Raw genomic sequence first — 23,028 nt, 5'->3', positions numbered from 1 at the left:
GGTCGCGCCGCTTGCGGCGGCGCGCCTGCTTTTTCGTACTCTCAACATCAAACACCAGCTAACTGAAATACGGAGCCAATATCATGGCAGTCGATTACTTTTTGAAGATCTCGGACATTGACGGCGAATCGGGCGACTCGGTACACGCCAAAGAGATCGAGATCTCGGAATTCAATTGGAGCGCTTCGCAGACCGGCACCTTCGCGCAAGGCGCTGGCGGCGGCGCCGGTAAGGTTCGCATGAACGATTTCGAGTTCATGACTCGCACCGGCAAAGCTTCGCCGAAACTGATGCTCGCTTGCGCCAAAGGGGATCACATCCCGCAAGTGACCCTCACCTGTCGCAAGGCGGGCGGCGGTCAGCAAGAGTTCTACATCATCACGATGAAGGACGTCTTGATCGCTCACTATCAAACCGGCAGCCATCGCAACACCGGTTCGACCGAAGAAGGTCAAGGCTACGATGACGGCCTGCCGCGCGACTTTGTGAAGTTGAACTTCGCCAAGATCGAATGCGAATATCGTCCGCAAAAGGACGACGGCAGCTTGGACAACCCGGTCAAAGCCGGCTACGACCTGAAGGCCAACAAGCCTGTCTAAGCGACCTGGTTCGCTTGACGTCAAACTCTCGAAATCAGGCGCTCCGCGCCGCTGAGCGCCTGATTTTCCTGTTTATTGCTCGCCTCGACCGCCGTCCGCTTCTTGACCCGCCGCTGGACGCACCGCCTATTCCTCCGCTCCCCTTCCGGAGGCCCGGACATGCCGAGACCGACCCTCACCCCTGATTTGACGCCATCGATTTATGATCGCCTGGTCGACGCTTGCTTTGAAGTCGAGCCTGACAGTCGTGCGCAAAGCGTGCGCGGATTTGTGCTGGGCATCTGCCGCGATCTCGAAGACCTATTGAACACCTCCGCTTCACGTCCGGCGGAAGAAATTGACGCGCCGGCTGTTCGCGATTCGGTCTATTGTTATGGCGTCCCCGAACTGACGATGCACGATGGCGCGACGCGCGCCGATATGCTGGCTTTAGCAAGTGATATCGAAAACACAATCCGCCGCTTCGAACCTCGTCTCGACACCGTTCGCGTCAACCTTGACATGACGAAACAAAGCGTCTGGAATCGCATTTCGTTTGCGATTGAAGGAACGTCCAAAGCGTTGCCCAATGCAAAAGTTCGCGTTGCTGCGGCGCTCAACCCCACCAATCGTCGCATTGAAGTGACGCCGAACGAATCATGAACGAAACGCTCTTTCCGTACTACGAACGTGAACTGACGCTTGCCCGCGAGCAATCGCAGCAGTTTGCCCGCAAGCACCCAGCAGCCGCGGGACGCTTGCTGTTGGAAGCGAATCGTAGCCGCGACCCGCATGTCGAACGGCTCATCGAATCGTTCGCGCTGATCGCCGGCCGGATTCAAAAGAAACTAGACGATGATTTTCCGGAAGTGACCGACGCGCTGCTCGAAGTGCTCTATCCGCACTACCTGGCGCCGATTCCGTCGCTGGCCACCGTTCAGTTTCAGCCCGATCCAACCAATCCGCAAGCTTCCGGCACCCATATTGCCCGCGGCAGCCAGCTGCGTACGCAACGTGTGGGCGATGGTCCTTGCTTCTTCCGCACTTGTTACGACACGACCGTGTGGCCGATTGAAGTGACGCAAGTGGATACGCATACGCCTCCGTGGAGTACGGCGATCGAAGTTCGTCGCGACGCGATGGCCGCGATTCGGATTCGACTCCGTTGTCAGGCCGACGCCTCGTTTAGCAAGTTGCCGCTCGAATCGTTGCGCTTTCACTTGCACGGCGGCGATCAGGTGACCGCCAAGCTGTACGAATATCTGCTCAATCACTGCAATCGCGTTTCGATCCTTGCGGCGGACGACAAAAAAGGGGAGACGCGGGTTAACTTCGATCCCCAGGCGGTCATTACGCCGGTCGGTTTTCAGGCCGAAGAAGCCCTGTTGCCGTCAGCCGCGCAAGGCCAGGCCGGCTATCAATTGCTTACGGATCTGTTCGCCTATCCGGAGAAGTTCTTGTACTTTGATCTGCATGGTTTTCGCCGCGCCGCGAAGGCGAATTGGCAACGTGAAATCGACGTCTGGTTCTTTTTTGACAACGTCGAACCGATCATTCATGGCGCCGTGCATGCTGAGACTTTTCAGCTTGGCTGCACGCCGGTGATCAACCTGTTTGACAAAATCTGCGAACCGATCTCGATAGATCATCGCCGCAGCGAGTACCGCATTACGCCTGACGTGCAGCGACCCAATGAGGTCGAAATTCATTCGATTCGCAGCGTGACCACCCAAGGCGTTGACGGCGACGTCGAGTTTCGTCCGTTTTACGCCGTCGGTCACCCCAGCCGTTGGAATCCGGCCGCTCCCGACGAAGCCTACTGGCATCTGTCGCGGCGACCTTCTACCCAGCCTGGCGATGAGGGGAACGACGCGTTCCTGCAGTTGGTGGATCTCAACTTCGATCCTTGTCGCCCTGCCGACGCGGTCGCGACGGTCAAAGCTGTGTGCTCGAATCGCGATCTGCCGACCAAGCTGTATAACCAATGGGGAACGGCCGAATTTCAGCTGCAAGTTCCTGCGCCGATCAAAGCGACGCGTTGCCTGCGGCAGCCAACTCCGCCGCTGCGTCCGCCGGTGGATAACGGCAATCGTTGGCGTTTGGTTTCGCACTTGTCGCTCAATCATTTGTCGTTAACTGACAAGCATGGGATCGACAGCCTGCGCGAAATCTTGCGATTGTACGATTTTTCGACCGATGGCAATGGGCACGAACGAGCCATTCGTAACCGCCAAATGATCGAAGGGATTCAAAAGCTGACATCCGAGCGAACTGTCGCACGCGTCGGCAGCTCGCTCAAAGGGGGCTTCTGCCGCGGTCTAGAGATTCGTATCGAACTGGATGATCAAAAGTATCACGGCGTCGGCTCGTTTTTGTTCGCATCGATCCTCGAACGATTCCTGGGGCTCTACGTCAATATCAACTCTTTCACGCAGCTAGTCGCCGTTACCCAACAGCGCGGGCTGCTGAAACGCTTTGAGCCGCGGGCCGGGGATGCGATGCTGCTATGATCGCCACGAATCAACCTCCCGAGTTGCGAGCGCCTGCTGGTTCGGTCTTGGCGCGGCTCTACAAAGATCCGCAGTCGTTTGACTTCTTCCAAGCGGTTCGCTTGTTAGAGCGAAGCAATCAAGCGGTAAAGCACGAAGAGCGACGCCCTTGCGTTCGCTTCCGGGCTCACAATTCGTCGGCGTTTCCTGCGAGCGAAATCTACGATCTAGAACCATCGCCGGACGATCCGCAGGCGTGCGAGATGACGGTGACGTTTTTAGGTTTGACTGGTCCAAGCGGCGTGATGCCGCATCACTATACCGAGATGCTGCTGCGATTGCATCGCGAACTGCGCGGCCATCACAAGTTCGCACTGCGTGACTGGTATGACCTGTTTAACGATCGGCTGACACGGCTCTTCTATCGCGTTTGGGAAAAGAATCGTTTTTGGGTTCCCTATTCGCGCCGCGAGTTCGAGCAAAAAACGCCGGATGCTTTCACCCAAGGGCTGCTCAGCATCGGCGGATTTGGTTTGCCGACGCTGCGCGATCGTTTGCAACGCGAGAGTGATCAAGCCGGTGTCAGCGACTTGGCTTTGCTTCGCTATAGCGGCATGCTGGCCCAACAGCGCCGCTCGGCCGAGAACCTGCGGCGGATGCTGGTCGATTACTTTCAAATCCCGATCGAGGTCAAACCGCTGCAAGGTCAGTGGCTCGCATTGGATCAAAGCCAGCAAACCAAAATTGGCCGCCGTCGACACAATCAGCAGCTTGGCAAAACGGCGGTTCTGGGGCGGCGCGTCTGGGAACTGCAACACAAGTTCCGGCTGCGACTTGGGCCGCTGACGCTCGATCAATTTAATGAGTTCCTCCCTGCTCCGCCCGAAATGGATGTCGCTTCGCATCGCGGAACAGAAGCGTTATGTGGACAAGGTCAATGGTCGCTGGGGCAACTAACACGCGTCTTTGTCGGGCCATCGCTCGACTTTGATGTTCAGCTTGTGTTAAAGAAAGAAGAAGTCCCGCGGACGCAACTCTCGGGTCAGCCGGCCAAAGCCTCTCGGCTGGGTTGGAACGCTTGGATCGGCACGCGTCCCGCAAGCAGCGATCAGGAAAACGCATGTTTTGCGGTCGATAATTAACAGATCGTGAAGTTGTTTAGTAAAGTGGGTGGCCACTCAACTTCGATCCTCTGTCACCGGCGGCGTTTGCCGGTTTTTACGCGGCGTTTGCGTAACTTTCTAGTCGGGTGGTCTGTTTGGATAGAGTGGACTGGATCGGGCGGTGATTCGTTTTCGTATTCTGTTGCTAGAAACGTCTCCAAATCGAACGTTTGGAAGATCTCTGCCGCTCTTTGCTGGAGTGGACTGGATTCGGTTCGTTTTTTTATCTCCGCCAGCGCTGGTTTTGCCAGTGCTGGTTCCACTGGCAATTGAGCCGTTGGCTCTGCGGATGACTCAGAGGAGGAGTGGACTGGACAGCGCGCGTTTTTTTTCTGCGGCGGCTGGGCCAGTTGGTACTGAGGAGCAGCTTGCGACTTAGTGGGGGGGAGAGCGACGATTTCGCCGGCGGCTGCCAGTTGATTCCAGGTGACGCCAAAATTGGCGCCGCTCATGCCGGACCGCTGGCGGATCTTGAGCTTGGTCGAATCCTCTGGATCGAGATCGGTCATCACCGCGCGAAGTTTCTGCTGCAAGCGATCGGCATGCGACTTGGTGGCGAGTTGTGCCGTCTCTTGCTCGATCGCTGCGACCTCGCGGAGCGTGACGTTCCATGTTCGGCCGGTCGCCGCGTCGCTTTCTCCTTCATTAATATCCACTCCCCAGGCGCCGCCTAACGTCAGGGCACTTCCCTGCGTCAGCCACAAGCGATGCTGACCGGTTCCCGGCTCGTACTCTTGGCGACGATTGACCAGCAACCATTGCCGAGCCAGACCGTGACACGCGGCGCTCGCCATGTCAGAGACATGCAGTGGACGCGGCTTCAGTTCTTTGGCGGTCGGACAACAAACGATCGGCGTGGCGCCGGCCTTCAAACAACAGTCAACCAGCACGCGCAGCTGCGCCGCCTGGGCTCGGCGCGAAGTGGTGGTCAGATCGGCGACGTCAAACAACACAACTTCCAGCTGATTCCGCTCGATCCAATCTTGCAGCTGCGGCAAATTGGCGGGGTTCGATAGGTCCGCCACCTGAAGCGACCAGGCAAGTTTGTCGAGATTCAGCAGATCAATTTGGGTCGCCGCGCTCCATCGCTGCGCCAGGTCGTGCAAAGCAGAACGCGCGGCGACGCCGCCGACAAAACCGACCCGAAACGCCCGATCTGCGGCGAACTGACCGAGAAACATGCCGCCGCTCGCCAGCGCGCCGCACAAGTCGACGGCCAGCGAAGTCTTTAGGCTTTTGCTGGGCCCAACAATCACCGCAGGCTCATGCTGCTGCAACATTCCCGGCAACAGCCAAGCCAGCGGAGGCTGCTCATTGACGAGCTGCGCACAGGTCAGTTCAGTAAAACAGGGAACGCGATGTGAGCCCGTCGGGCAACCATTTTCGACCACTTGCATGAGAGACTTTTCCCTTCGTTCGCAGCGCGCACAACAAGACAGTCCACTGCCTGCAGCGACCCCAAAACGTCAACATCAGGCCAGCGTCCCCGGCCGTGTTTGCCTGTACGTAAGTATACTAATGAAGGAAATGAGAAGCAAGCACTTTTATGAGAAAGATAGTAGGGTGGGTGCAGCAAGCGATTAGCGGCAACCAATGGCAAACAACATCGCCGCTTGCGCAACCCACCGATGCCGCGGGATCGTTCAGCGGGGCCGGTGGGTTACGCAAAACCGGTGGCGTTGGTTGATGATGGTTGGATTGGTTTCGGTTTTGCTGCACCCACCCTACGGTGAATTAGTCTAGTAGGGTGGATGGAGCAAGCGATTGACGGCAACCAATGTCAATCGACATCGCCGCTTACGTAACCCACCATTGCCGCGCGATCGTTCGGCGGGTCCGGTGGGTTACGCGAAACCGGTTGTGTTTTTTTTGATGGTTGGATTGGTTTCGGTTTTTGCTACACTCACCCTCCTGGAGATTTCGTGTAACCCATCGATGATGTCATGAGCAAATACCGAAGATCACGAATTGGCCAAGTCTTCTTCTTTACGGTTGTTACCGACCAGCGACAGCCGATTTTGACCACCGATCTAGCACGTCATTGTTTGCGGGAAGCGATACATGACGTTCGAGTGGAACTGCCATTCGAGGCGACCGCCTTCGTCTTGCTCCCCGACCATCTACACACGATATGGACTCTCCCGCTGGGAGACCAAGATTTTTCCACACGCTGGAAGAGGATCAAAACTCTCTTCACGAAACAATGGAACCGTGCAGGTGGTGCATGCCAGGCTCGCAGTCAAAGTCGCGTCGAAAAGGGAGAGCTTGGAGTTTGGCAGCGAAGGTTTTTTGAGCACACCTGCCGTGATGAAGATGATGTTCGTCGCTGTATTGATTACATCCATGTGAACCCTCTAAAGCATGGACTGGTGCAGCAAGTGAGGGATTGGCCCTGGTCCTCCTTTCATCGATACGTACGGGACAGAAAATACGATCGCAATTGGGGGAGTGCGAATGTATGGTATGGGGATGAGTTTCGTGAATTTGAATGATGAGGTTGTTCGGTGGGTTGGTGTAGTAGTGTAATCGTAGGGTGGGTGCAGCAAGCGATTAGCGGCAACCAATGTCAAACAACATCGCCGCTTGCGCAACCCACCGATGCCGCGGGATCATTCGGCGGGTCCGGTGGGTTACGCAAAACCGGTTGTGTTGATTTTCGATGGTTGGATTGGTTTCGGTTTTGCTGCACCCACCCTACTGTGAATTAGTATTGTAGGGTGGGTGCAGCAAGCGATTAGCGGCAACCAATGTCAAACAACATCGCCGCTTGCGCAACCCACCGATGCCGCGGGATCGTTCGGCGGGTCCGGTGGGTTACGCAAAACCGGTTGTGTTGGTTGATGATGGTGAGATTGGTTTCGGTTTTGCTGCACCCACCCTACTGTGACTACTGCGACTCTATTGCTCTATTGCTGCTTTAACTTCTTGGTTGCTTCGACCAGTTTCAGAAACTCACTGCGATAGCTATCGTCGCCAACGTTATTGCTGACTAGTTCGGTGATCTCGTCGAGATTTACTTTGGCGTCTTGATCGCCGCCGCGGAGGAGCATTCCGTACATGGCGACGCCTGCGGCAAATTGGAAGTCACCGCTGGCTTGCGCGAAACGGTTGCCTGCGTCTTGCACTGCGACCGAGATCAGCGAACTTTCGTCTGCGTCGGGCTGTTTGTAGCGCAACTTGAGTGTCAGTAGTTCGTCGCTATCGGCGGCGGGGGTAACGTCGCGCGAGGATTGGTATTTTAGATCGTCGACCTGAGCGGTGGAGACTGGAGACTCGACCGAGGCGGGCACGATCTCGTAGAACGCGGTGACGCAATGTCCGGCGCCAATTTCGCCGGCGTCTTTTTTGTCGTCGTTGAAGTCTTGGTTGGCGAGCAGCCGATTTTCGTAGCCGATCAGGCGATAGCCGGCGACTTTGGTCGGATTGAACTCGATCTGGATTTTCACATCCTTGGCGATGGTGGTCAGCGTGCCGCTCATCTGTTCGACCAGTACTTTTTTCGCTTCGGTGATCGTATCGATAAACGCATAGTTGCCGTTCGCTTTGCCTGACAATTCTTCCATCATCGCGTCATTGTGATTACCGATCCCGAAACCGATCACGCTGAGGAAGACGCCGGCCTTGGCTTGTTCGGCCGCCATGGTAACCAGATCGCTGGTGCTGGTCACGCCGACATTAAAGTCGCCGTCGGTGCAGAGGATCACGCGATTGACGCCTCCTTTGATAAAGTTCTCGATGGCGGTTTGATAGGCGAGCGCGATCCCTTGCGCGCCGTTGGTTGAGCCGCCGGCCTGCAAGCGATCGAGCGCTTCCATGATGGTTGATTTGTTGTCCCCGCCGGTGCTGCTGAGCACCATGCCGGCGGCGCCGGCATAGACGACGATCGCGACCTTGTCATTTTCGCCCAATTGATCGACCAGCAGTTTCATCCCTTGCTTGAGCAGCGGCAGCTTGCGAGCGTCACTCATCGAGCCAGAGACGTCGAGCAAAAAGACCAGATTGCTGGCCGGGCGATCGGCGTTGTTGATCTCTTTTCCTTTAATGCCGATCCGCACCAAGCGATGCGCCGGGTTCCAAGGACAAGCGGCCGCTTCGACATTGGCGGCGAAGGGTTTATCGTCGGTGGGGGTCGCATAGTCGTAGGTGAAGTAGTTAATCAACTCTTCGATACGAACCGATCCTTGCGGCGGCAGTTGGTTGTAGTCGATCAGATAGGAGCGGATTTTGGAGTAAGAAGCGGTATCGACGTCAATCGAGAAGGTCGAAAGAGGCTCGTCGGCGACGGCGCGGAACGGATTATTTTCGAGATGCGCAAACTTGTCGCCGCCGACGCCGGGGCCTTCGCCCTGCCCCGCGACTTGGCCGGGCATAGGATTATGAAGCATCGGCATCGCTTCGCCGGCGATGGGTTGTTTTTTCGTCGCCAATTCGTAGCTTTGGACCGGTTGGCCAGATAGTTTCTCTTGAATCGCAGCGGATCGATCCCGAGCGGACATGGTGACGGGCGCGGCTGCCGGTTGCTCTACGAGGGTGGCCAGATTGCTGCTTGGCTGGGCAGCTTGCTGGTTGGCCTGCCCTGGGGCTTGATAGGCGACGTCGGCCTTCAGCTCTTCGGTGACGATGGCAGACTCGGCGTTGGGGATACTTGTCGATTGCGCTGTCTGGTTAGGGCCGTTGGGAGCACTTTTTTTTGCCTCCGGGGGACGACAACCGCAGACGGCGGCGACGGCTAGCAGCAACATGATTCGCGAAACTTGCATTGGGTTCTCCCTCAGAAAAGCTTAGGCTGCGCCGGCGCTAGGATCTGCTCGGGCAGTGAATGTTTCGATTCTCACCCAGCTAGACGAGAGACCCCGTATTACGGTTTTGCAGTTTTTTCGCGAGCCGCTTTTTGTTTCCGCAGTTCCGCAACCATTGCGGGCTGACTGGCGGCTAGATTTTCGGTGGGATCGTCGGTCTGCCGGAGGTCGTACAGTTCGGTCTGCGGCTGCTTGCCTTGGGTTTGTTTTACGATCAAACGATGTGTTGGCGAACGGACCGAGGTGGCTCCGCCCCAGTAGCTAAGTGAAACGTCATGCACCTGATCGGCTTGGCCAGTTAAAATTGGACGCAGGCTAACTCCATCCAGCGGCTTGGCAGTTTGCGTAAAGCTGGGCTGGCAGAGATCGATGAGCGTCGGATAGAGATCGATCGAGTCGACCAGCGCGTCGCAGACGCTGCCGGGCTGGGTAACGCCGGGAGCGCGGATCAGGAGCGTGCTGCGAAGCGTTCGTTCGTAAGGAGCATGTTTGCCCCACATCGCGTACTCGCCCAGATGCCAGCCATGATCACCCCAGACGATCACGATGGTGTTTTCGGCCAGTCCCAATTGATCGAGCTGGTCTAGCACTTTGCCAATCTGACGGTCGACATAACGAACGCAGGCGAGATAGCCCCGCTTGGCGTTCAGCGCGTCGGCAGTCGCGAGGGGACGGGATTTTACATAAGGCATGTCATACTTGTAGAACTCAGCGCTATTGGACCAAAATGCGGACGGCAATTTCTCCGGCGATGCAGGGGGCGTGATTTCGCGCGTTGCGACGGCTTCCCAATCTTGCTTGGTTGCCACAAACGGTAGATGCGGCTTGATGAAACCGAGTCCCAGGAAGAAGGGTTCGTCTCGTTCTTTTAAATCGCTTAATTTATCGATCGCCGCGTTGGCCAGCATGCCGTCAGGCAAATCTTCGTCGCGGGTCGCGGTAAACTCTAGCAAGTCTTGACGGCCGGTCCCGTCTTCGCGATGGCTGCCCCCTTCGTAACCAAAGAAGACGCCCCAGCCTCGTTTCCAGGGACCGTACGGCGTTGCAAGTTCGTCCCAAGCGCCGGGCATTTCGTCTCGGCCATCGCCGCGGCCGTTGTACTCATACACTTTGCCGTCGGCCGTGTGCGAGATCTTGCCGATGCATACGGTGTGATAACCGCTACGGCGGAAGAGCTCGGGCAATGTCTGAGCGCCGGCGAGCGGCGTGGGGGAAAGTTTATTCTTGCCGGCATAGAAAGCGGTGTTGGCCAGTGCGCTGGTCTGGGCCGGACTGCGGCCGGTTAGCAGGGCGAAGCGAGAAGCGCCGCAGGTCGGCACTTGCACATAGTGCCGCCGAAACAACATTGCCTGCGCGGCCAATTGATCTAAGTGGGGACTTTCGACATCGGGCGATCCATAGCAGCCTAGCTCGGTGCGCAAATCATCGACGGCGATCAGCAGGACGTTGGGCTGCTTGTCAGCGGCGACAACCGTGGCTGCGAGGAAGAGAAAGAATGCCGTGACAACAATTTTTGCGTGTGAGAACATAGCCAGACTCCGCAAGCAGGTGGGGCAGAAGGGTGCTGCTATTTTAGTCAAATTGTCGGCGAATGTCTCTGCGCTGGGGGGGAAGCCTCGGATGACGCTTGTCGAGCAGCGTAAGAGCGCGTAGATTTGAGCGGCGCCTTTGTGTTTTTCGCCGCGAGAATTGAGCTTATGACAAGCAAGTATATCGACTGGTTGATCGCCGACCCGATCCAAAACTACCCTACCGCGACGATCGCCTGTTTTGATCCGACGCGCGGCGAATTGCCGCGGCGTGCACTTGATCCCGAGCGGCTGGTCGCCTATTTAGAGAACATGTCGCATGCCGGCGCTGCGGCCGTGCTGTTGGCCGCATCCACCGGCCAGGGGCACTTGCGGACAGTGGACGAATTGGCGGAGTGGTTTTCTGTCGCGGGCCAGGCCGATGTCGGCGAGATGGTGAGAATGGCTTTGCTGCGTCCCGAAGATGGCGCCGCGGCGAATGCCCGGTTGTTGGACATCATTGTCGAGCAAGAATTTCCGGTCGTCTTTTTGCGTCCTGGCACCGATCTGCCGGCCGGTGCTAGCGATGTTGAAGTGGTCGACAACATGGCCCCGCTGTTAAAGCAAGTCGCCGACGCGGGACGCGCGATCGGCGTTTACTCGATCTCGGATGTCAGCGGGGTTCCCCTAACCGCGGCCGCGACAGAGCACTTGCTTGACCTGCCGGGCGGAGAGCGGATTGTCGCCGCCAAAATTACGGAGGCCGATTACGCTGCCAGCACGCAGCAATATTTGGCGAGCCCGCGACTGAGTCGTTTAAAAATTGTGCAGGGTTGGGATCCGCATCTCCCCCAGGCGCTGCAAGATGGCCCGAAGTATGATGTCGATGGTCGCCAGAGGGTCGGAGTTACGTCCGGGCCGATGTCTTTGGCCGTGTATCAATACAACTTTTTGCTGCAAGCGGCAGCTGAGCAGCGCTGGCACGAATTTGCGCAGTCGCAAGCGGCCGTGGCGACGATATTTGCCTCTTTGCAAGACGATCCGCAAAAGTTTGCCGACCTGCAGCGGGCCAAAGTGATCATGGGCCTGGGACAACCGCTGATCAGCGAAGTGACCGACGAGCAAATCAACCGCGTCTTCACTGCGCTAGAAAGCTTGCCGCGCGCCGAAGACCGCCGCCGCTTGGCGTGGAGTCTCGACCTGATGGGAGATGGGCCGTATCACGAACGGTTGATGTTGTTGGCCGACGCGACGTAAGGTGCGCGGCGACGCGAATGACGAAAGTCCAAGGCCTGATGTCGAAGGCGGACGGGGTTATTCCCGGAGCCAATAGACTGGATCGCGGCGCCTGGCTACTGCTGGGGAATCACATTCAGCGTATAGTACGCGGCAGCCGGAAATAGCTTCTGGCCTTCTCCGGCAACGGTGTCGTCGACGTGCAGTTCGTACACGAACCCAGCGCGGAGTTCTGAGAGTCGTAGGCGGACTTCGGTTTTGTCGGCGCTGACTTCGATGACGTCGATCGTCTCGGGGCGCGAATCGAGATCGTCGCCGCCATAGGCCGGCGTGGATTGTCGGCGATACGAATTGAGCGTATAGCTGCTTGGTTCGGCTGCCGCTGGCGCAGCGATCGGTTGCGTAAAGCGAATCACAAAGCCGTCGCTGGTGGCGCGGACTTCATCAATACCGCTGGGCATGCTTTGCGCTAATGGTCGCATGCGGACTAGCGAGCCGACATTGGCGCCTCCGCCCCAGCCGCCGTCGCGCATGTTGCCGATGACTAGTTCTCCGCTGGGCGAAACGGCGCAGGCGATTGGACCCAGCAGCGCGTTCTTTACTTCGTCGCCGGGGTCATGCGTAAAGGGATAGATGGCTCCTTGGATGGTGTCGCCGACATGGTCCAGACTCATGCGGACCAGACGACGCGTGTCATACTCGCAGCCGATCAGATCGCCTTCAAACGGTCCAAAGTAATCGGCGTCGCTTTGCTTGCGCAGCGCCTGCGGCGTTTCGAGGAAGCAGATCCCGTTGACGCTGCGCGTCCACGGATGCGGGATTGCAATGGATGGCGTGGTCTCGGGAGGAGCAAAGCCTGGCTTGCGATCGATCTTGTTGATAAAGCCGTACCGTCGGCCGGGGACGATATGATTCAGTTCGTTGAACGGGTTGTAGTTTCCTTGATTGTCGGTGACGAATAGTTCGCCGGCTTGGTTACGAGCAATCCCGATCGGAAAGCGATGCCCGGCGGTTAGTTCTTCGATCTTGAAGTAGCTGGGATCTTCGGCTGTCGGCTGGCGCGGGATCAGCTTTAGCACCACGCCGCGCCACTTGGACGCCGCCGCCGATCGTCCGTCTTGTTGACAAGCGGTCGAAACGTAATAGGCGCCATCCGCGTCTTGCGGCAAGCCCATCGCCCAGTCGTGATAGTCGGAGGTATGCCCCCAGCCATCGACCAACGTTTCGACCCGTTCGACATGACCAGCGTCATCATGAAAGATCCGCAGCAGCGAATATTTGTTGATCACATCCAGATAGCCGTCATGTGCGGCCAGGCCAAAGGGCGCCGCCAGCTCGATGTCGAGCGGAATCAGCGTCTCAGGCTTGCCATCGTGATCGGCGTCACGCACGAGCCAGATCCGCCCTTTGAGCGACGCGACCACCATGTCTCCGTTGGGGCTCCAGCCGATCGCCGTCGGCATTAGCTCGACGGTCAGCGGCAACCGCTCGGCGGACCAGCCAGGCGTGATCGTAAGCTCGGCCGCGGCGGCGATCGAGGGTTCTAATTGCGGCTTGGGAGGATAGCGATCTGCCGGCAAGCTAGAGAGATAGCGAGCAGAGAAGTTCGCCTCGTCATTTTGCGGAGTGATTTGCGCAATGCCCGAGGCAAGCAGCTTGGCGTCGCCGGCTAGGGCGATTGACATATTTTGCTTTGCGAGCGTCAGCGTATCGCCGTTGATTTCGGCAGCTGGCGATTGCTTGGAATCGAGCAATCGCAGCGCCAGTTGATAGCCGGTCGGCAGATTGGTGACTTGGAAGCCGCGGACAAAGCCGTGCGCGCCTTGTTGGTCCCAGACCGGGGTGATGGTTTGGCGCACGTGGAGTGTCAGCGGTTTGTCTTGGCCAAAGGTGAGACGATATTCGGCCGCAAGACCGCCGTCGCTGGTGCGCCGCCAACGGTCAAAGCTAGTGATAAATTGCCCGGCGGCTTGCGGAGCGAGCGTCTTTCCGTCTGGCTGCACCAGGGCGAGCTCGGGAGTTTCGTCTGCGATGTTTAGCAACTCGGCGCCGGCCAGTTCCCAAAACCACGATTTGCCTTCGCTGCGCTCGTAGGCGGCGTCTCCCAAGCTCCACGATGCGAGCCGGCCTGACTCGAGGTCAAACAGTACATTGTGCCGATTGGGCAAGCCGATCAACAGCGGCTTGATAAACTGCAAATTGCGATCGACATCACGCAGCACGTCGGTCAACACCAGCGCCGTTTGGTTATCGCTGGCGATGCCGCTGCGCCGCGCTACCCGCACGGGATTGGGTTTGGGCGGTTGAAAGCCAGGCGTATTGAGCACGGTCCAGACGGCGGCCAATTGATCATCGATCTCGTCATGCAGCACGCCGCTGACCGGCACGGTGACGCTGGGCATTTCCATCTGCGGCACAATCCGGGCAGGCTTGCGGACCCAGCGATCAAACCAGTCGCGGCGGATGCGATCTCCCAACATCGAGAGGGTTGGCCCCTTGGCGTTGAGCGGTGCGTCATTGGGGCGCCAATCACCGACTGCATGACAGCTCGTGCAGTTAAAGCCTTCGCCGCCGACCAGTCGCTGGCCGGCAATTGCTAATGCGGCCGGATCGATCTCTGAGGGATGTCCCACCAGGGGATGAGCCGGGATCCGATCTTGTTCGACCAGGTAGTCTTTCACGGCGGCTAACTCGGTTTCGCTTAGCCGGAACCGCGGCATTTGCACTTTCAGCCAAGGGCGATGCACCGGATCTTTGCGGAGGATAATATCGATCAGCGCCTGGTCATGCAGTTTGTCCCCCACGCTATTAAGCGACGGCGGCGTGAGCGTTGGCAGAACCGCGCTAAGTACTGAATCACCGGCTGCCGCTTGCGCAGCAATCGGAGCCAAGCCTTTGCCGATCCCGCGGGCATGACATGACAGGCAATTGCGCTCGCGCATGATTTGCGCTCCAGAAACTGCGCCGGCATTGGCGGCTGCTGCGGGACGTGGGCTGGGCGCCTTGTCGCGCAGATAGGTGCGAATCGCGGCTTGTTCATCTGCCGACAATGCGTAGCCAGGATGTTTCTCAGGCGTCGGCGCCGCGAGACAAGCGTCGTGCCAAAGGTCGCCGGAGGTGAGCGCCGCCAACGGCTTGCGCGCGGGGTCTTTTAAGTCGCCCGGCAAGCGGTGACACGCATCGCAGCGGTTGGCGAGCACCAGTTTGCGCCCTTGCTGGACTTGCAGCGCGTTGGGCTTGGTTTGCGGCGTGGAAGCGAGTTTGCCAGATTCGGTGAGGGTCGCCAGGTAGGCGGCCAAGTGTTTGCGCGAGTCGCCATCGAGTTGATAAACCGGCATCCGATGATCGGCGTTGAGCGCCGCTGGATCTTCTAACCACTTGGCGAAAAAGTGAGGCGGTCGCTTGGCGGCGATATCGCTGAGGTCGCCGCCGCTGAAGGGGCCAGCCGCGCCTAACTCTCCCACGCGATGACAGGCCAAGCAGCCGAGCGACTCGAACATGCGTTTGCCGGTACCGACCGAGCCCCCTTTGTCAGGCTTTCCTTTGGAACCCACCGCATCAGACTCAGCCACCAGATAAGCGGCGATCGCCTCGGCGTCCGCTGTGGGCAAGTTATAGTGGGGCATCTTGCGGGTCGACGTTTCGTTTTCGTTGGCGGCGCTGGTCAGCCGGTCCACAATCCACGGTTGCGATAGATTGCCGGCGACACGGTTGAGCGCTGGCGCTGATAACTCGGTGGCGCGATCGCCGCCATGGCACGCGGCGCAGCGATGCGCACGAACCAGATCACGGCCAGCGTCAAACGGCTGCGCGAAGGTGTCGTCGATTTCGTGGAACAGCCACTCTGGCGTGATCGGCTCTAGCGAGTAGTCTGGTCCCTCCCAATAGAGGGCGATCTGCGCGTCGGCAGCGGTCTTGGTGAACGTGACCTGCAAGGGATGCCAATCAAACTTCAGATTAATCGGTTCGGCCGTCAGCCAAGTGGGGGTCTGGGCTTCGGCGTCGAGGACAACTTTGTCTTCGATCTGGATGCGGACTTTGCCTTGGGCGTACACATGCAGCGTGTAGGGGCCCGGCGTTTTGGTCAGCAGCAACCCATCCCAGTTGGCGGTAAAGTTGCCGCGGCTCACTCTCGCGTCCGGCGCGGCGGCGCCAAATTGAAACGCAATCTGCGGATCAATGCGGCGGCACTTGGTTCCGTCAGATGCGACATAGTCGGCGATCAATCCTGAAGCGAACTCATCTTCAAATTGGGCGAAGGCGATCGAGGCCGAGCCAGTCATCAGCAGACAAACGGCGACGAGAATGCGACAAGCAGGCATGAAAAACCGCAACCAAGGAAGGAATGGGGGGAAGGATCTACGGTGTCTCTAGTTTACTACGCCGCGCCGCCAATTGCACATGATATCTCGTGATATTTAGAACAAAGGATCCGAGGAGTCAGCGGGGGAATTCGCAAACGGATTCCGCTTGGGCTAAACTGACGTGCAACGGTCCGCATTTCCCTCATGACACTTTGCCTAGTGAGCCTGTGATGAAGCACGCCTCTCCGATTCTCGCTTTGCTTGCCGCGGTGTTGTTTTCGAGCGTCGCCGCTGCTGCTGACCAGCCGAACATTCTGTTTATCATGTCAGACGATCACGCCTACAACGCGTTGAGTTGTTACGGCAGCAAGATCAACCAAACGCCGCATCTGGATCGTATCGCCAACGAAGGGATGCGGTTCGAAAATTGCATGGTCACCAATTCGATTTGCGGACCTTGCCGCGCCGTAATCTTGACCGGCAAGTTTAGTCACAAGAATGGTTTTGTCGACAATCACAGCCGTTTTAATGGCAAACAGGTGACCTATCCCAAACTACTGCAAAAGGCTGGCTATCAAACGGCGGTGGTGGGCAAATGGCACCTGGTCAGCGATCCGACCGGCTTTGATTATTGGGAAGTGTTGCAGGGTCAAGGACCTTACTACAACCCGTTGATGCTCTCCAATACCGGCAACCACAAATATACCGGTTACACGACTGACATCATTACGGATCTAGCGCTGAACTGGCTAAAAGAAAGCCGCGATCCCAACAAGCCGTTCTTGCTGGTCTACCAGCACAAAGCGCCGCATCGCAACTGGCAGCCGGGGCCGAAGTACCTGAACATGTATGACGGCGAAACGATCCCAGAGCCGGACACGCTGTTTGATGACTACGAGAATCGGGCGACGCCGGCATCCGAGCAAGAGATGACGATCGCCAAACATATGAACCCGAACGATCTGAAGCTGACCCAGCCCACGGGATTTACGAAAGAGCAACTAGAAGTTTGGAACGCTGCCTACGGACCGAAGAACAAAGCGTTTGAAGAGGCCGACCTGCAGGGGGATGAACTGGTCCGCTGGAAGTACCAGCGCTACATCAAAGATTATCTCCGCTGCGTCGCATCGGTCGATGACAACGTGGGGCGTGTTCTCGACTATTTGGACGAGAGCGGCCTGGCCGAAAACACGATTGTGGTTTACACGTCGGACCAAAGTTTTTACTTGGGTGAACATGGTTGGTACGACAAGCGCTGGATGTACGAAGAATCGTTCCGCACGCCGCTGATGGTGCGTTGGCCGAAGCAGATTAAGGCTGGCTCGACGAATGACGCACTGGTGATGAATCTTGACTTTGCCGAGACGTTTCTGGATGCCGCTGGCGTGGCGATCCCGGCCGAAATGCAAGGTCGCAGCTTTTTGCCGATGCTAGCAGGAAAGTCGATTCCTGATTGGCGGAAGAGCGTCTATTACCACTACTACGAATATCCGCAGCCGCACAAAGTAGCGCCGCACTACGGCGTTCGTACCGATCGCTACAAGCTGATCCACTATTACAAGACGGATGAATGGGAGCTGTTTGATCTAAAGCAGGATCCCCAAGAGCTGAAGAGCGTTTACTCGGATTCAGAGTACGCCGAGGTGAAGAACCAATTGAACGCTGAGCTGAAAAAACTGCGGAAGCAGTATGAAGATGACGACACCGTCGTCCAGTTTGACAAACAGGGAAACGTGAAGCCGTCGTAACGGCAGGTCATGATTCACGCACGACACGTGTTGAATGGACTGCACATACTGCGGACCCTATGGCGCAAACAAAATCCCTCGATCACCATGGCGTGCGATCGAGGGATTTCGCGTTTCAAAGGTTGACGTGCTCGTCGTGTCGCCAAACTTGTATTGAACTATCGTCGCGGTAACGGGTTCAAGATCGGCAGTGATGCTTCCTGCGGATGAAGCAACGACGGTTCCTCAAAATCCTTGGCTTTCAGTTTCACCGGAGCAGGCTCACTGCTGGTCAGCTCTTCCTGTTCGGCGGGCTGCTGCATCGGTTCCCCCTCTTCGTCGGTGATGACGATCATTGGCGGCTGGTCAATGCTGGACAGCGCTTCTTCGGGAGTGTTGGGATAGTCTTGCGAGCTAGCGACGCGGCCGTCTGGGTTCCAGCTCATCCAATTCCCGATTTGTTCCCCTTGCTTGAACGCGCCTTCGGTCTTTTTCAGGCCGTTCTCGTGCCACCACAGCCAGCGTCCATCTTCTTTGCCGGCGATGTAGGAGCCTTGAATCGCTTTTTGACCGTTAGCGAACCACCAGATGAACTTACCGACCGGCACGTCGAACTCGTATTCTCCTTCGACCTGGATTTGGCCGTTGGAGTAATAGGTAATCCATTTGCCATGGCGTTCATCTTTGCCTTGCGGCTGGTAGTCGGCCAGTTGCGCGTCCCACCAGTTATCTTGGGTGTGGGCGACCAGCGGAGCATGCAGGTAGACCCCTTCGCTTTTTTTGCGGCCCCCTTTTTCTTGATCCACTTTCGCCGCCAGCTTGCGACCTTTGATAAAGATCGATCGGCTGGGCGATTTGGCGCCGCGAGCATACTCTAGCACTTCGCCATCCAACAAGCCGTTTACATAGTTGGCTTCTTGCAGCTTGGTGCCGTCAACATTGTAGAAATTTGCTGGGCCTTGGCGTTCGCCATCGACGAAGCTGATTTCCATGATGATGCGTTGGCTGGCGTCATGAATTCCCCACACGCCGTGAAGCGCTCCCTCTTTGAAAGAAGCGGTCGACACAAACGGCGGTTTGAATTGATTAAACGGCGCCGAACGAAACATGTTTGATTCGTTGCCGCGATACCAACGAGACCAGACGCCATCGCGCTGGTTTTGTTGGAACTGGCCTTCGGCGAGCATCGTGCCGCTTTCGTCCAGATGCTTCCAGTAGCCGTGGTTTACATAGTTGCCGGCTTCATCTTGCGTTACTTCACGTTCGATTTTGATCGAGGCGTTGGGGTAACGCTCTTGGATGAGCTCGACGTCGCCCTGCGCGGCTATCGCCGGAGAGCATAACGCGACGCAACCCAACAGGGCCCAAGCAGTCGCGTTCATTGTTCGTCGCATATCGCACTCCTTTGCATTAGATCATTCCAGAAGGGCTCATCCATCGTCGCTTCGCGTTGTTGGCCCTGCAGGCCAACATTTGCGGACGAGACGACCCCTTCGGCGCCCGTCTCTTGAATCCAGTCATCCAGTAGGCATGACCGCCCCATCAAGATTCGTCCTAATAAGTGATTCGACGAGTTCCTCAGGTTTTTTCAGGTTCTTCGGTTCCTGCCGAATGAACGGCAAAAGCGCAAGCCTTCGACTGATCGCTAATGCGATGCTTAAATTGCCTAAATTACGGCAGTAATTGGCGTCATCAAATCAGCGCATGCATCGACCCTGGCAAGCTGTTACGATAGGGATGTCCGTCCTGCCATTTTCCCTCGCGATTCGCCTTATGATTCGTCTATCGATGGTTTGCCCGTTGCTACTGTTGCTGGCAGCGAGTTCTGCTAGCGCTCAATCGTTGTCCGACTATCGCTCGCCGGTCGATGTTGCGCTGGGGCCCCAGGCCGCATGGTTGTTGGCCGCCAACCAAACCTCCGGTACGCTCTCGTTGGTCGATCTGCCGTCAGGTCGCATCCTGGACGAGATCGCCGTTGGCGCCCGGCCCACCTATGTGGTGGTCTGCGGGGATGGTCAAACCGCCCTGGTCAGCGCCGCCGATGCCGGGCTGTTGGTCAAAGTGAAAATTAACGCCGGCAAGCTTCAGAAAACCGCCGAGATTGATGTCGGCTTTGATCCGCACGGGATAGCCGTGTTGAAAGACGGAACCCGAGCCTTTGTCGCGTTGCCTAGCGGACATGCGGTCGCCGTGGTCGACTTGGTGCAAAATCGCTTGATTGAGCGTTCGTATCCCGGTCCCCTGCCCCGCTATCTGGCGCTTAGCCCGGACGATTCGCGGCTGGCCGTGGGGCTGTCTGGCGACGGAACGATCGCCGTGATCGAGACGGTCGGCAATTCGACGTTGTATGCAACGCGGATCAAAGGGCTGAACATCGGCCACATGAAAACGTCGGCCGATGGCAAACAGGTTTACTTTCCGTGGCTCCACTACGGTGAAAACATTCCCTCGCCGGACAACATTCGCCGTGGATGGGTCTTGGGCAATCGGCTGGGACGCGTCGATCTGACTGAAGATGTATTGGATGAGGTGCTATCGCTTGATACCGAAGGAAACGCAGTTGCAGATGCCTTCGGACTTGATTTGACTCCTGACGAGTCGCACGTCGTCATCTCGGCTAGCGGGACGCATGAGCTGCTGTTGCTGCGTCTGACCGATCTGAAGATGTACACGATCGGCTCGACTGAGCATATTGACCAAGAGCTGCTAGACGATTCGGACCGCTTTGCGCGGATCCCGGTCGGTGGACGTCCGATGGGTTTGGAGATCACGCCGGACGGCGAGAGCGTCTACGTCGCCAACTATCTGCTGGACGCGGTGCAACAGATCGATCTGGCGACGCGGACGATTCAACGGACCATTCCGTTGGGGCCGCAGGTCGAAATGTCACTGGCTCGTCAGGGAGAAGTGATCTTCTACGACGGCGATAAAAGTTTTGACCGGTGGTACAGTTGTCATAGTTGTCACTACGACGGCGGCAGCAACGCCGAGATCTTTGATACGCGCAACGATCGCAGCATCGGCACGTACAAAACGGCCCCAGTGCTGTGGAACGTGAGCCAAACAGCGCCTTGGACCTGGCACGGTTGGCAGCAAGATCTACGCAGCGCCATGCAGACGTCGTTTACCGACACGATGCAGGGGAAAAAACTGCCAGAGCATGAGGTGGATGCACTAATCGCCTATTTCGATCAGCAGATTCCCCCGGCGAACCCGCATGCTCGCGCCGCTTCAAGTTCGCCCGCTGTCGCACGCGGCAAAGCGATCTTCTTCAGTGACAAAGCGGCCTGCAGCAGTTGCCACTGCGGTGCGAGCATGACCGACGGTCAGCTGCATGACGTTGGCACCGGCAGCAAACGAGATCGCTATGACGGTTACAACACGCCGTCGCTATTGGGCGTTTACTCGAAAGTGCGGCTGATGCATCACGGCCGAGCCCGTACGTTGCAGGAAGTACTGACCGAATATCACGCACCCGAAAATGTCGCCGGCGAAAAGCTGACCGATCAGGAGACGCGGGATCTGGTGGAGTATTTGCAGACGCTGTAGTCGGAGAGCCACCAAACGCGAGCTCGAATCCTAAAGTTGCAAGAATGCGACAAAAACGCCATCCGACTACATTTTCGGATGGCGTTTTTCTGTTCAATGGTGGAAATCAAGGCGACATAAAATCAGCGCGACTTTGGCTGCAACGGGACATCGAAATCGACAACGGCGCTTCGATTTTCAAAAACGTATTGAGTGTTGTAGGGTTTAAATAACGGCTTGCCTTCCCATGCTCCCTCAATTTGATCGGTGCCGTCAAAGCCGGCGATCATGATGGTGTGAGGCCCGGCGACCACTCCTTTTCCTGTTTTTGTCTGATAGTAGCCATTCTCTATCGTCGCGATGGCGCCGGGGCCCGAGTTGTCTTGCTCCCTGTCCGGCGTAAAGCGAATGACGCCGCGGGGAATTGCTTTTCCCTGATAGGTGACTTGCCCCTGAATCTGGTTGCGACCGTTGTTGCCGCCGCAACCGCAAGATACGACGGCTACTCCGGCAATCACGAGCCCCATGGTCAGACAGGAAAGTTTTCGTTGGATCATAGAGAAGCTCCTCCAACTGGTGCGCCGTCATTGCGGGCGCCCAACTGCTGATAAATATCAAGATTCATGGTTTCGCTCATAAATTGAACAGACCCATCGCACATCGTGAACAATGCTCCGCCTGCGTGCCAGCTGCCAAAGCATCCTGAGGAGCTGTTGCCATTGATGCCGGTATTCAGTGGATAGCGTGTGCTGGTGGTGACGGACGAGAAGCCGCTGTTATTAATGGTAAACGCCGCTGACGCCCAGCCTTCGTTGTAGCGCGTATCGGAATCGGACCAGTTTTGATAGGGGGACTCGCCAACCAAAAAGACGTTGCTGGTTCCATCCACGATGTCGCGGAAAGTGATCGCCGAGTTGAAATAAAGCACGCCGTTGTTGAAAAAAAATCGGGTGCTCGATAGTGAGCTGGTGGCACACCACGGAGTTTCCCCTCCACCTTCGACGCCGCGATAGCTGGTCAAAGGCGCCTTCGGAAAAAAAGCGTCCGAAGGACAGCGGTATTTCTCTAGCGGCAGCTCCCATTGCGCATGATTGGTGGCCGAGCCTTTGCGGTTCACGCTATACGAGGTGAAGTCTTGGCTAAAATTGAACTGGTCGTGACGGTTTGACTCTTCCAATTGCGGCAGAAGCAATACCGTCCATGGAGCTCGCATCGGCGTCGTCGCGGCAAAGTTGCAAGTGCCGCCGGGCGTTGTGATCGGCCCCGACTTTGTCCCTTGTCCTCCCAAGGGGAAACTGCCCAGCGCGTCGTGATAGGTGTGTAGTGCTAAGCCAATCTGTTTCAGATTATTGCCGCACTGCATTCGCCGCGCCGCTTCGCGAGCTTGCTGTACCGCAGGCAGAAGCAATGCGATCAAAACTCCGATGATGGCTATCACCACCAATAACTCAACAAGAGTAAAACCGCGACGCGACACTTGCGATACGTTCATAGAAATGGTTGTCCCCGTTCTGGAGTGTACAGTCAAAAGTCAGAAGCACGCGACCTAGAGCGTTAACCACAAGACTCAGTCACGTAACTCGCGCAGAGACATCAAAACATCGCCGAAGCAAAGTCGAGTTGGTGTGGCTACCGCAGGCACGAGCCATCTCCAATGACTGGAGTGGATGCGAATTCAGATTATTGACATGGATAA

The 23,028-nt window shown here is 57.2% G+C and carries 15 protein-coding genes; 8 read left to right on the top strand and 7 right to left on the bottom strand.

Features of this window, described 5'->3' with window-relative positions; all coding sequences use genetic code 11:
• Positions 1–83: 83 nt before the first annotated feature.
• The 4 genes from SH421x_RS25640 (at position 84) to tssG (ending at position 4,209) form a co-directional block, all read left to right on the top strand.
• Positions 84–599, top strand: coding sequence for an Hcp family type VI secretion system effector (locus SH421x_RS25640; protein WP_488852866.1), 516 nt, complete (start codon positions 84–86; stop codon positions 597–599).
• 159 nt (positions 600–758) lie between these two features.
• Positions 759–1,241 carry a type VI secretion system baseplate subunit TssE gene (gene tssE / locus SH421x_RS25635; RefSeq protein WP_488852865.1) on the top strand — a complete coding sequence of 161 codons (483 nt, stop codon included), beginning with the start codon at positions 759–761 and terminating at the stop codon, positions 1,239–1,241.
• Positions 1,238–3,088 carry a type VI secretion system baseplate subunit TssF gene (gene tssF, locus SH421x_RS25630; protein ID WP_488852864.1) on the top strand — a complete coding sequence of 617 codons (1,851 nt, stop codon included), beginning with the start codon at positions 1,238–1,240 and terminating at the stop codon, positions 3,086–3,088. Before tssE ends, tssF begins: the two co-directional genes overlap by 4 nt.
• A complete protein-coding gene (tssG, locus tag SH421x_RS25625) occupies positions 3,085–4,209 on the top strand; it encodes a type VI secretion system baseplate subunit TssG (protein ID WP_488852863.1) in 1,125 nt (374 codons plus the stop codon). Before tssF ends, tssG begins: the two co-directional genes overlap by 4 nt.
• Before the next feature lie 53 nt (positions 4,210–4,262).
• Here the strand turns inward: tssG and SH421x_RS25620 are convergent, their stop codons facing one another.
• Complete coding sequence (locus SH421x_RS25620) at positions 4,263–5,627, bottom strand: AAA family ATPase (RefSeq protein ID WP_488852862.1); 1,365 nt, start codon at positions 5,625–5,627, stop codon at positions 4,263–4,265.
• Between the two features lie 546 nt (positions 5,628–6,173).
• Here SH421x_RS25620 and SH421x_RS25615 point away from each other — a divergent pair.
• The gene (locus SH421x_RS25615; RefSeq protein ID WP_488852861.1) at positions 6,174–6,722 is read left to right on the top strand and encodes an REP-associated tyrosine transposase; all 549 of its coding nucleotides are present in this window, start codon (positions 6,174–6,176) and stop codon (positions 6,720–6,722) included.
• Between the two features lie 414 nt (positions 6,723–7,136).
• Here the strand turns inward: SH421x_RS25615 and SH421x_RS25610 are convergent, their stop codons facing one another.
• Together SH421x_RS25610 and SH421x_RS25605 are read right to left on the bottom strand one after the other, a co-directional pair.
• Positions 7,137–8,990 (bottom strand): vWA domain-containing protein, encoded by a 1,854-nt coding sequence (locus SH421x_RS25610; protein ID WP_488852860.1) that lies wholly within the window; start codon positions 8,988–8,990, stop codon positions 7,137–7,139.
• 98 nt (positions 8,991–9,088) lie between these two features.
• Complete coding sequence (locus tag SH421x_RS25605; protein WP_488852859.1) at positions 9,089–10,558, bottom strand: sulfatase; 1,470 nt, start codon at positions 10,556–10,558, stop codon at positions 9,089–9,091.
• Positions 10,559–10,726: 168 nt separating this feature from the next.
• Between SH421x_RS25605 and SH421x_RS25600 the strand changes: the two genes are divergently transcribed.
• Positions 10,727–11,794 (top strand): hypothetical protein, encoded by a 1,068-nt coding sequence (locus SH421x_RS25600; RefSeq protein ID WP_488852858.1) that lies wholly within the window; start codon positions 10,727–10,729, stop codon positions 11,792–11,794.
• Between the two features lie 95 nt (positions 11,795–11,889).
• On the opposite strand, the gene SH421x_RS25595 is transcribed toward SH421x_RS25600, so the two are convergent.
• On the bottom strand, positions 11,890–16,095 hold the full coding sequence (locus SH421x_RS25595; RefSeq protein WP_488852857.1) for a c-type cytochrome: 4,206 nt from the start codon (positions 16,093–16,095) through the stop codon (positions 11,890–11,892).
• A 212-nt stretch (positions 16,096–16,307) separates the two neighbouring features.
• Here SH421x_RS25595 and SH421x_RS25590 point away from each other — a divergent pair, with 212 nt between their 5' ends.
• The gene (locus SH421x_RS25590; RefSeq protein ID WP_488852856.1) at positions 16,308–17,825 is read left to right on the top strand and encodes a sulfatase family protein; all 1,518 of its coding nucleotides are present in this window, start codon (positions 16,308–16,310) and stop codon (positions 17,823–17,825) included.
• A gap of 158 nt (positions 17,826–17,983) precedes the next feature.
• Here the strand turns inward: SH421x_RS25590 and SH421x_RS25585 are convergent, their stop codons facing one another.
• Positions 17,984–19,198 (bottom strand): toxin-antitoxin system YwqK family antitoxin, encoded by a 1,215-nt coding sequence (locus SH421x_RS25585; RefSeq protein WP_488852855.1) that lies wholly within the window; start codon positions 19,196–19,198, stop codon positions 17,984–17,986.
• Positions 19,199–19,577: 379 nt separating this feature from the next.
• On the opposite strand from SH421x_RS25585, the gene SH421x_RS25580 reads away from it, so the two are divergent.
• Positions 19,578–21,353, top strand: coding sequence for a cytochrome c peroxidase (locus SH421x_RS25580; RefSeq protein WP_488852854.1), 1,776 nt, complete (start codon positions 19,578–19,580; stop codon positions 21,351–21,353).
• A 122-nt stretch (positions 21,354–21,475) separates the two neighbouring features.
• Here the strand turns inward: SH421x_RS25580 and SH421x_RS25575 are convergent, their stop codons facing one another.
• Both SH421x_RS25575 and SH421x_RS25570 read right to left on the bottom strand, forming a co-directional pair.
• Positions 21,476–21,889 (bottom strand): hypothetical protein, encoded by a 414-nt coding sequence (locus SH421x_RS25575; RefSeq protein WP_488852853.1) that lies wholly within the window; start codon positions 21,887–21,889, stop codon positions 21,476–21,478.
• Positions 21,886–22,824 (bottom strand): DUF1559 family PulG-like putative transporter, encoded by a 939-nt coding sequence (locus SH421x_RS25570; RefSeq protein WP_488852852.1) that lies wholly within the window; start codon positions 22,822–22,824, stop codon positions 21,886–21,888. Before SH421x_RS25570 ends, SH421x_RS25575 begins: the two co-directional genes overlap by 4 nt.
• Positions 22,825–23,028 lie beyond the last annotated feature (204 nt).

It is taken from the genome of Blastopirellula sp. SH421 (assembly GCF_057808535.1).
This window is presented reverse-complemented; position numbering and strand designations above follow the sequence as displayed.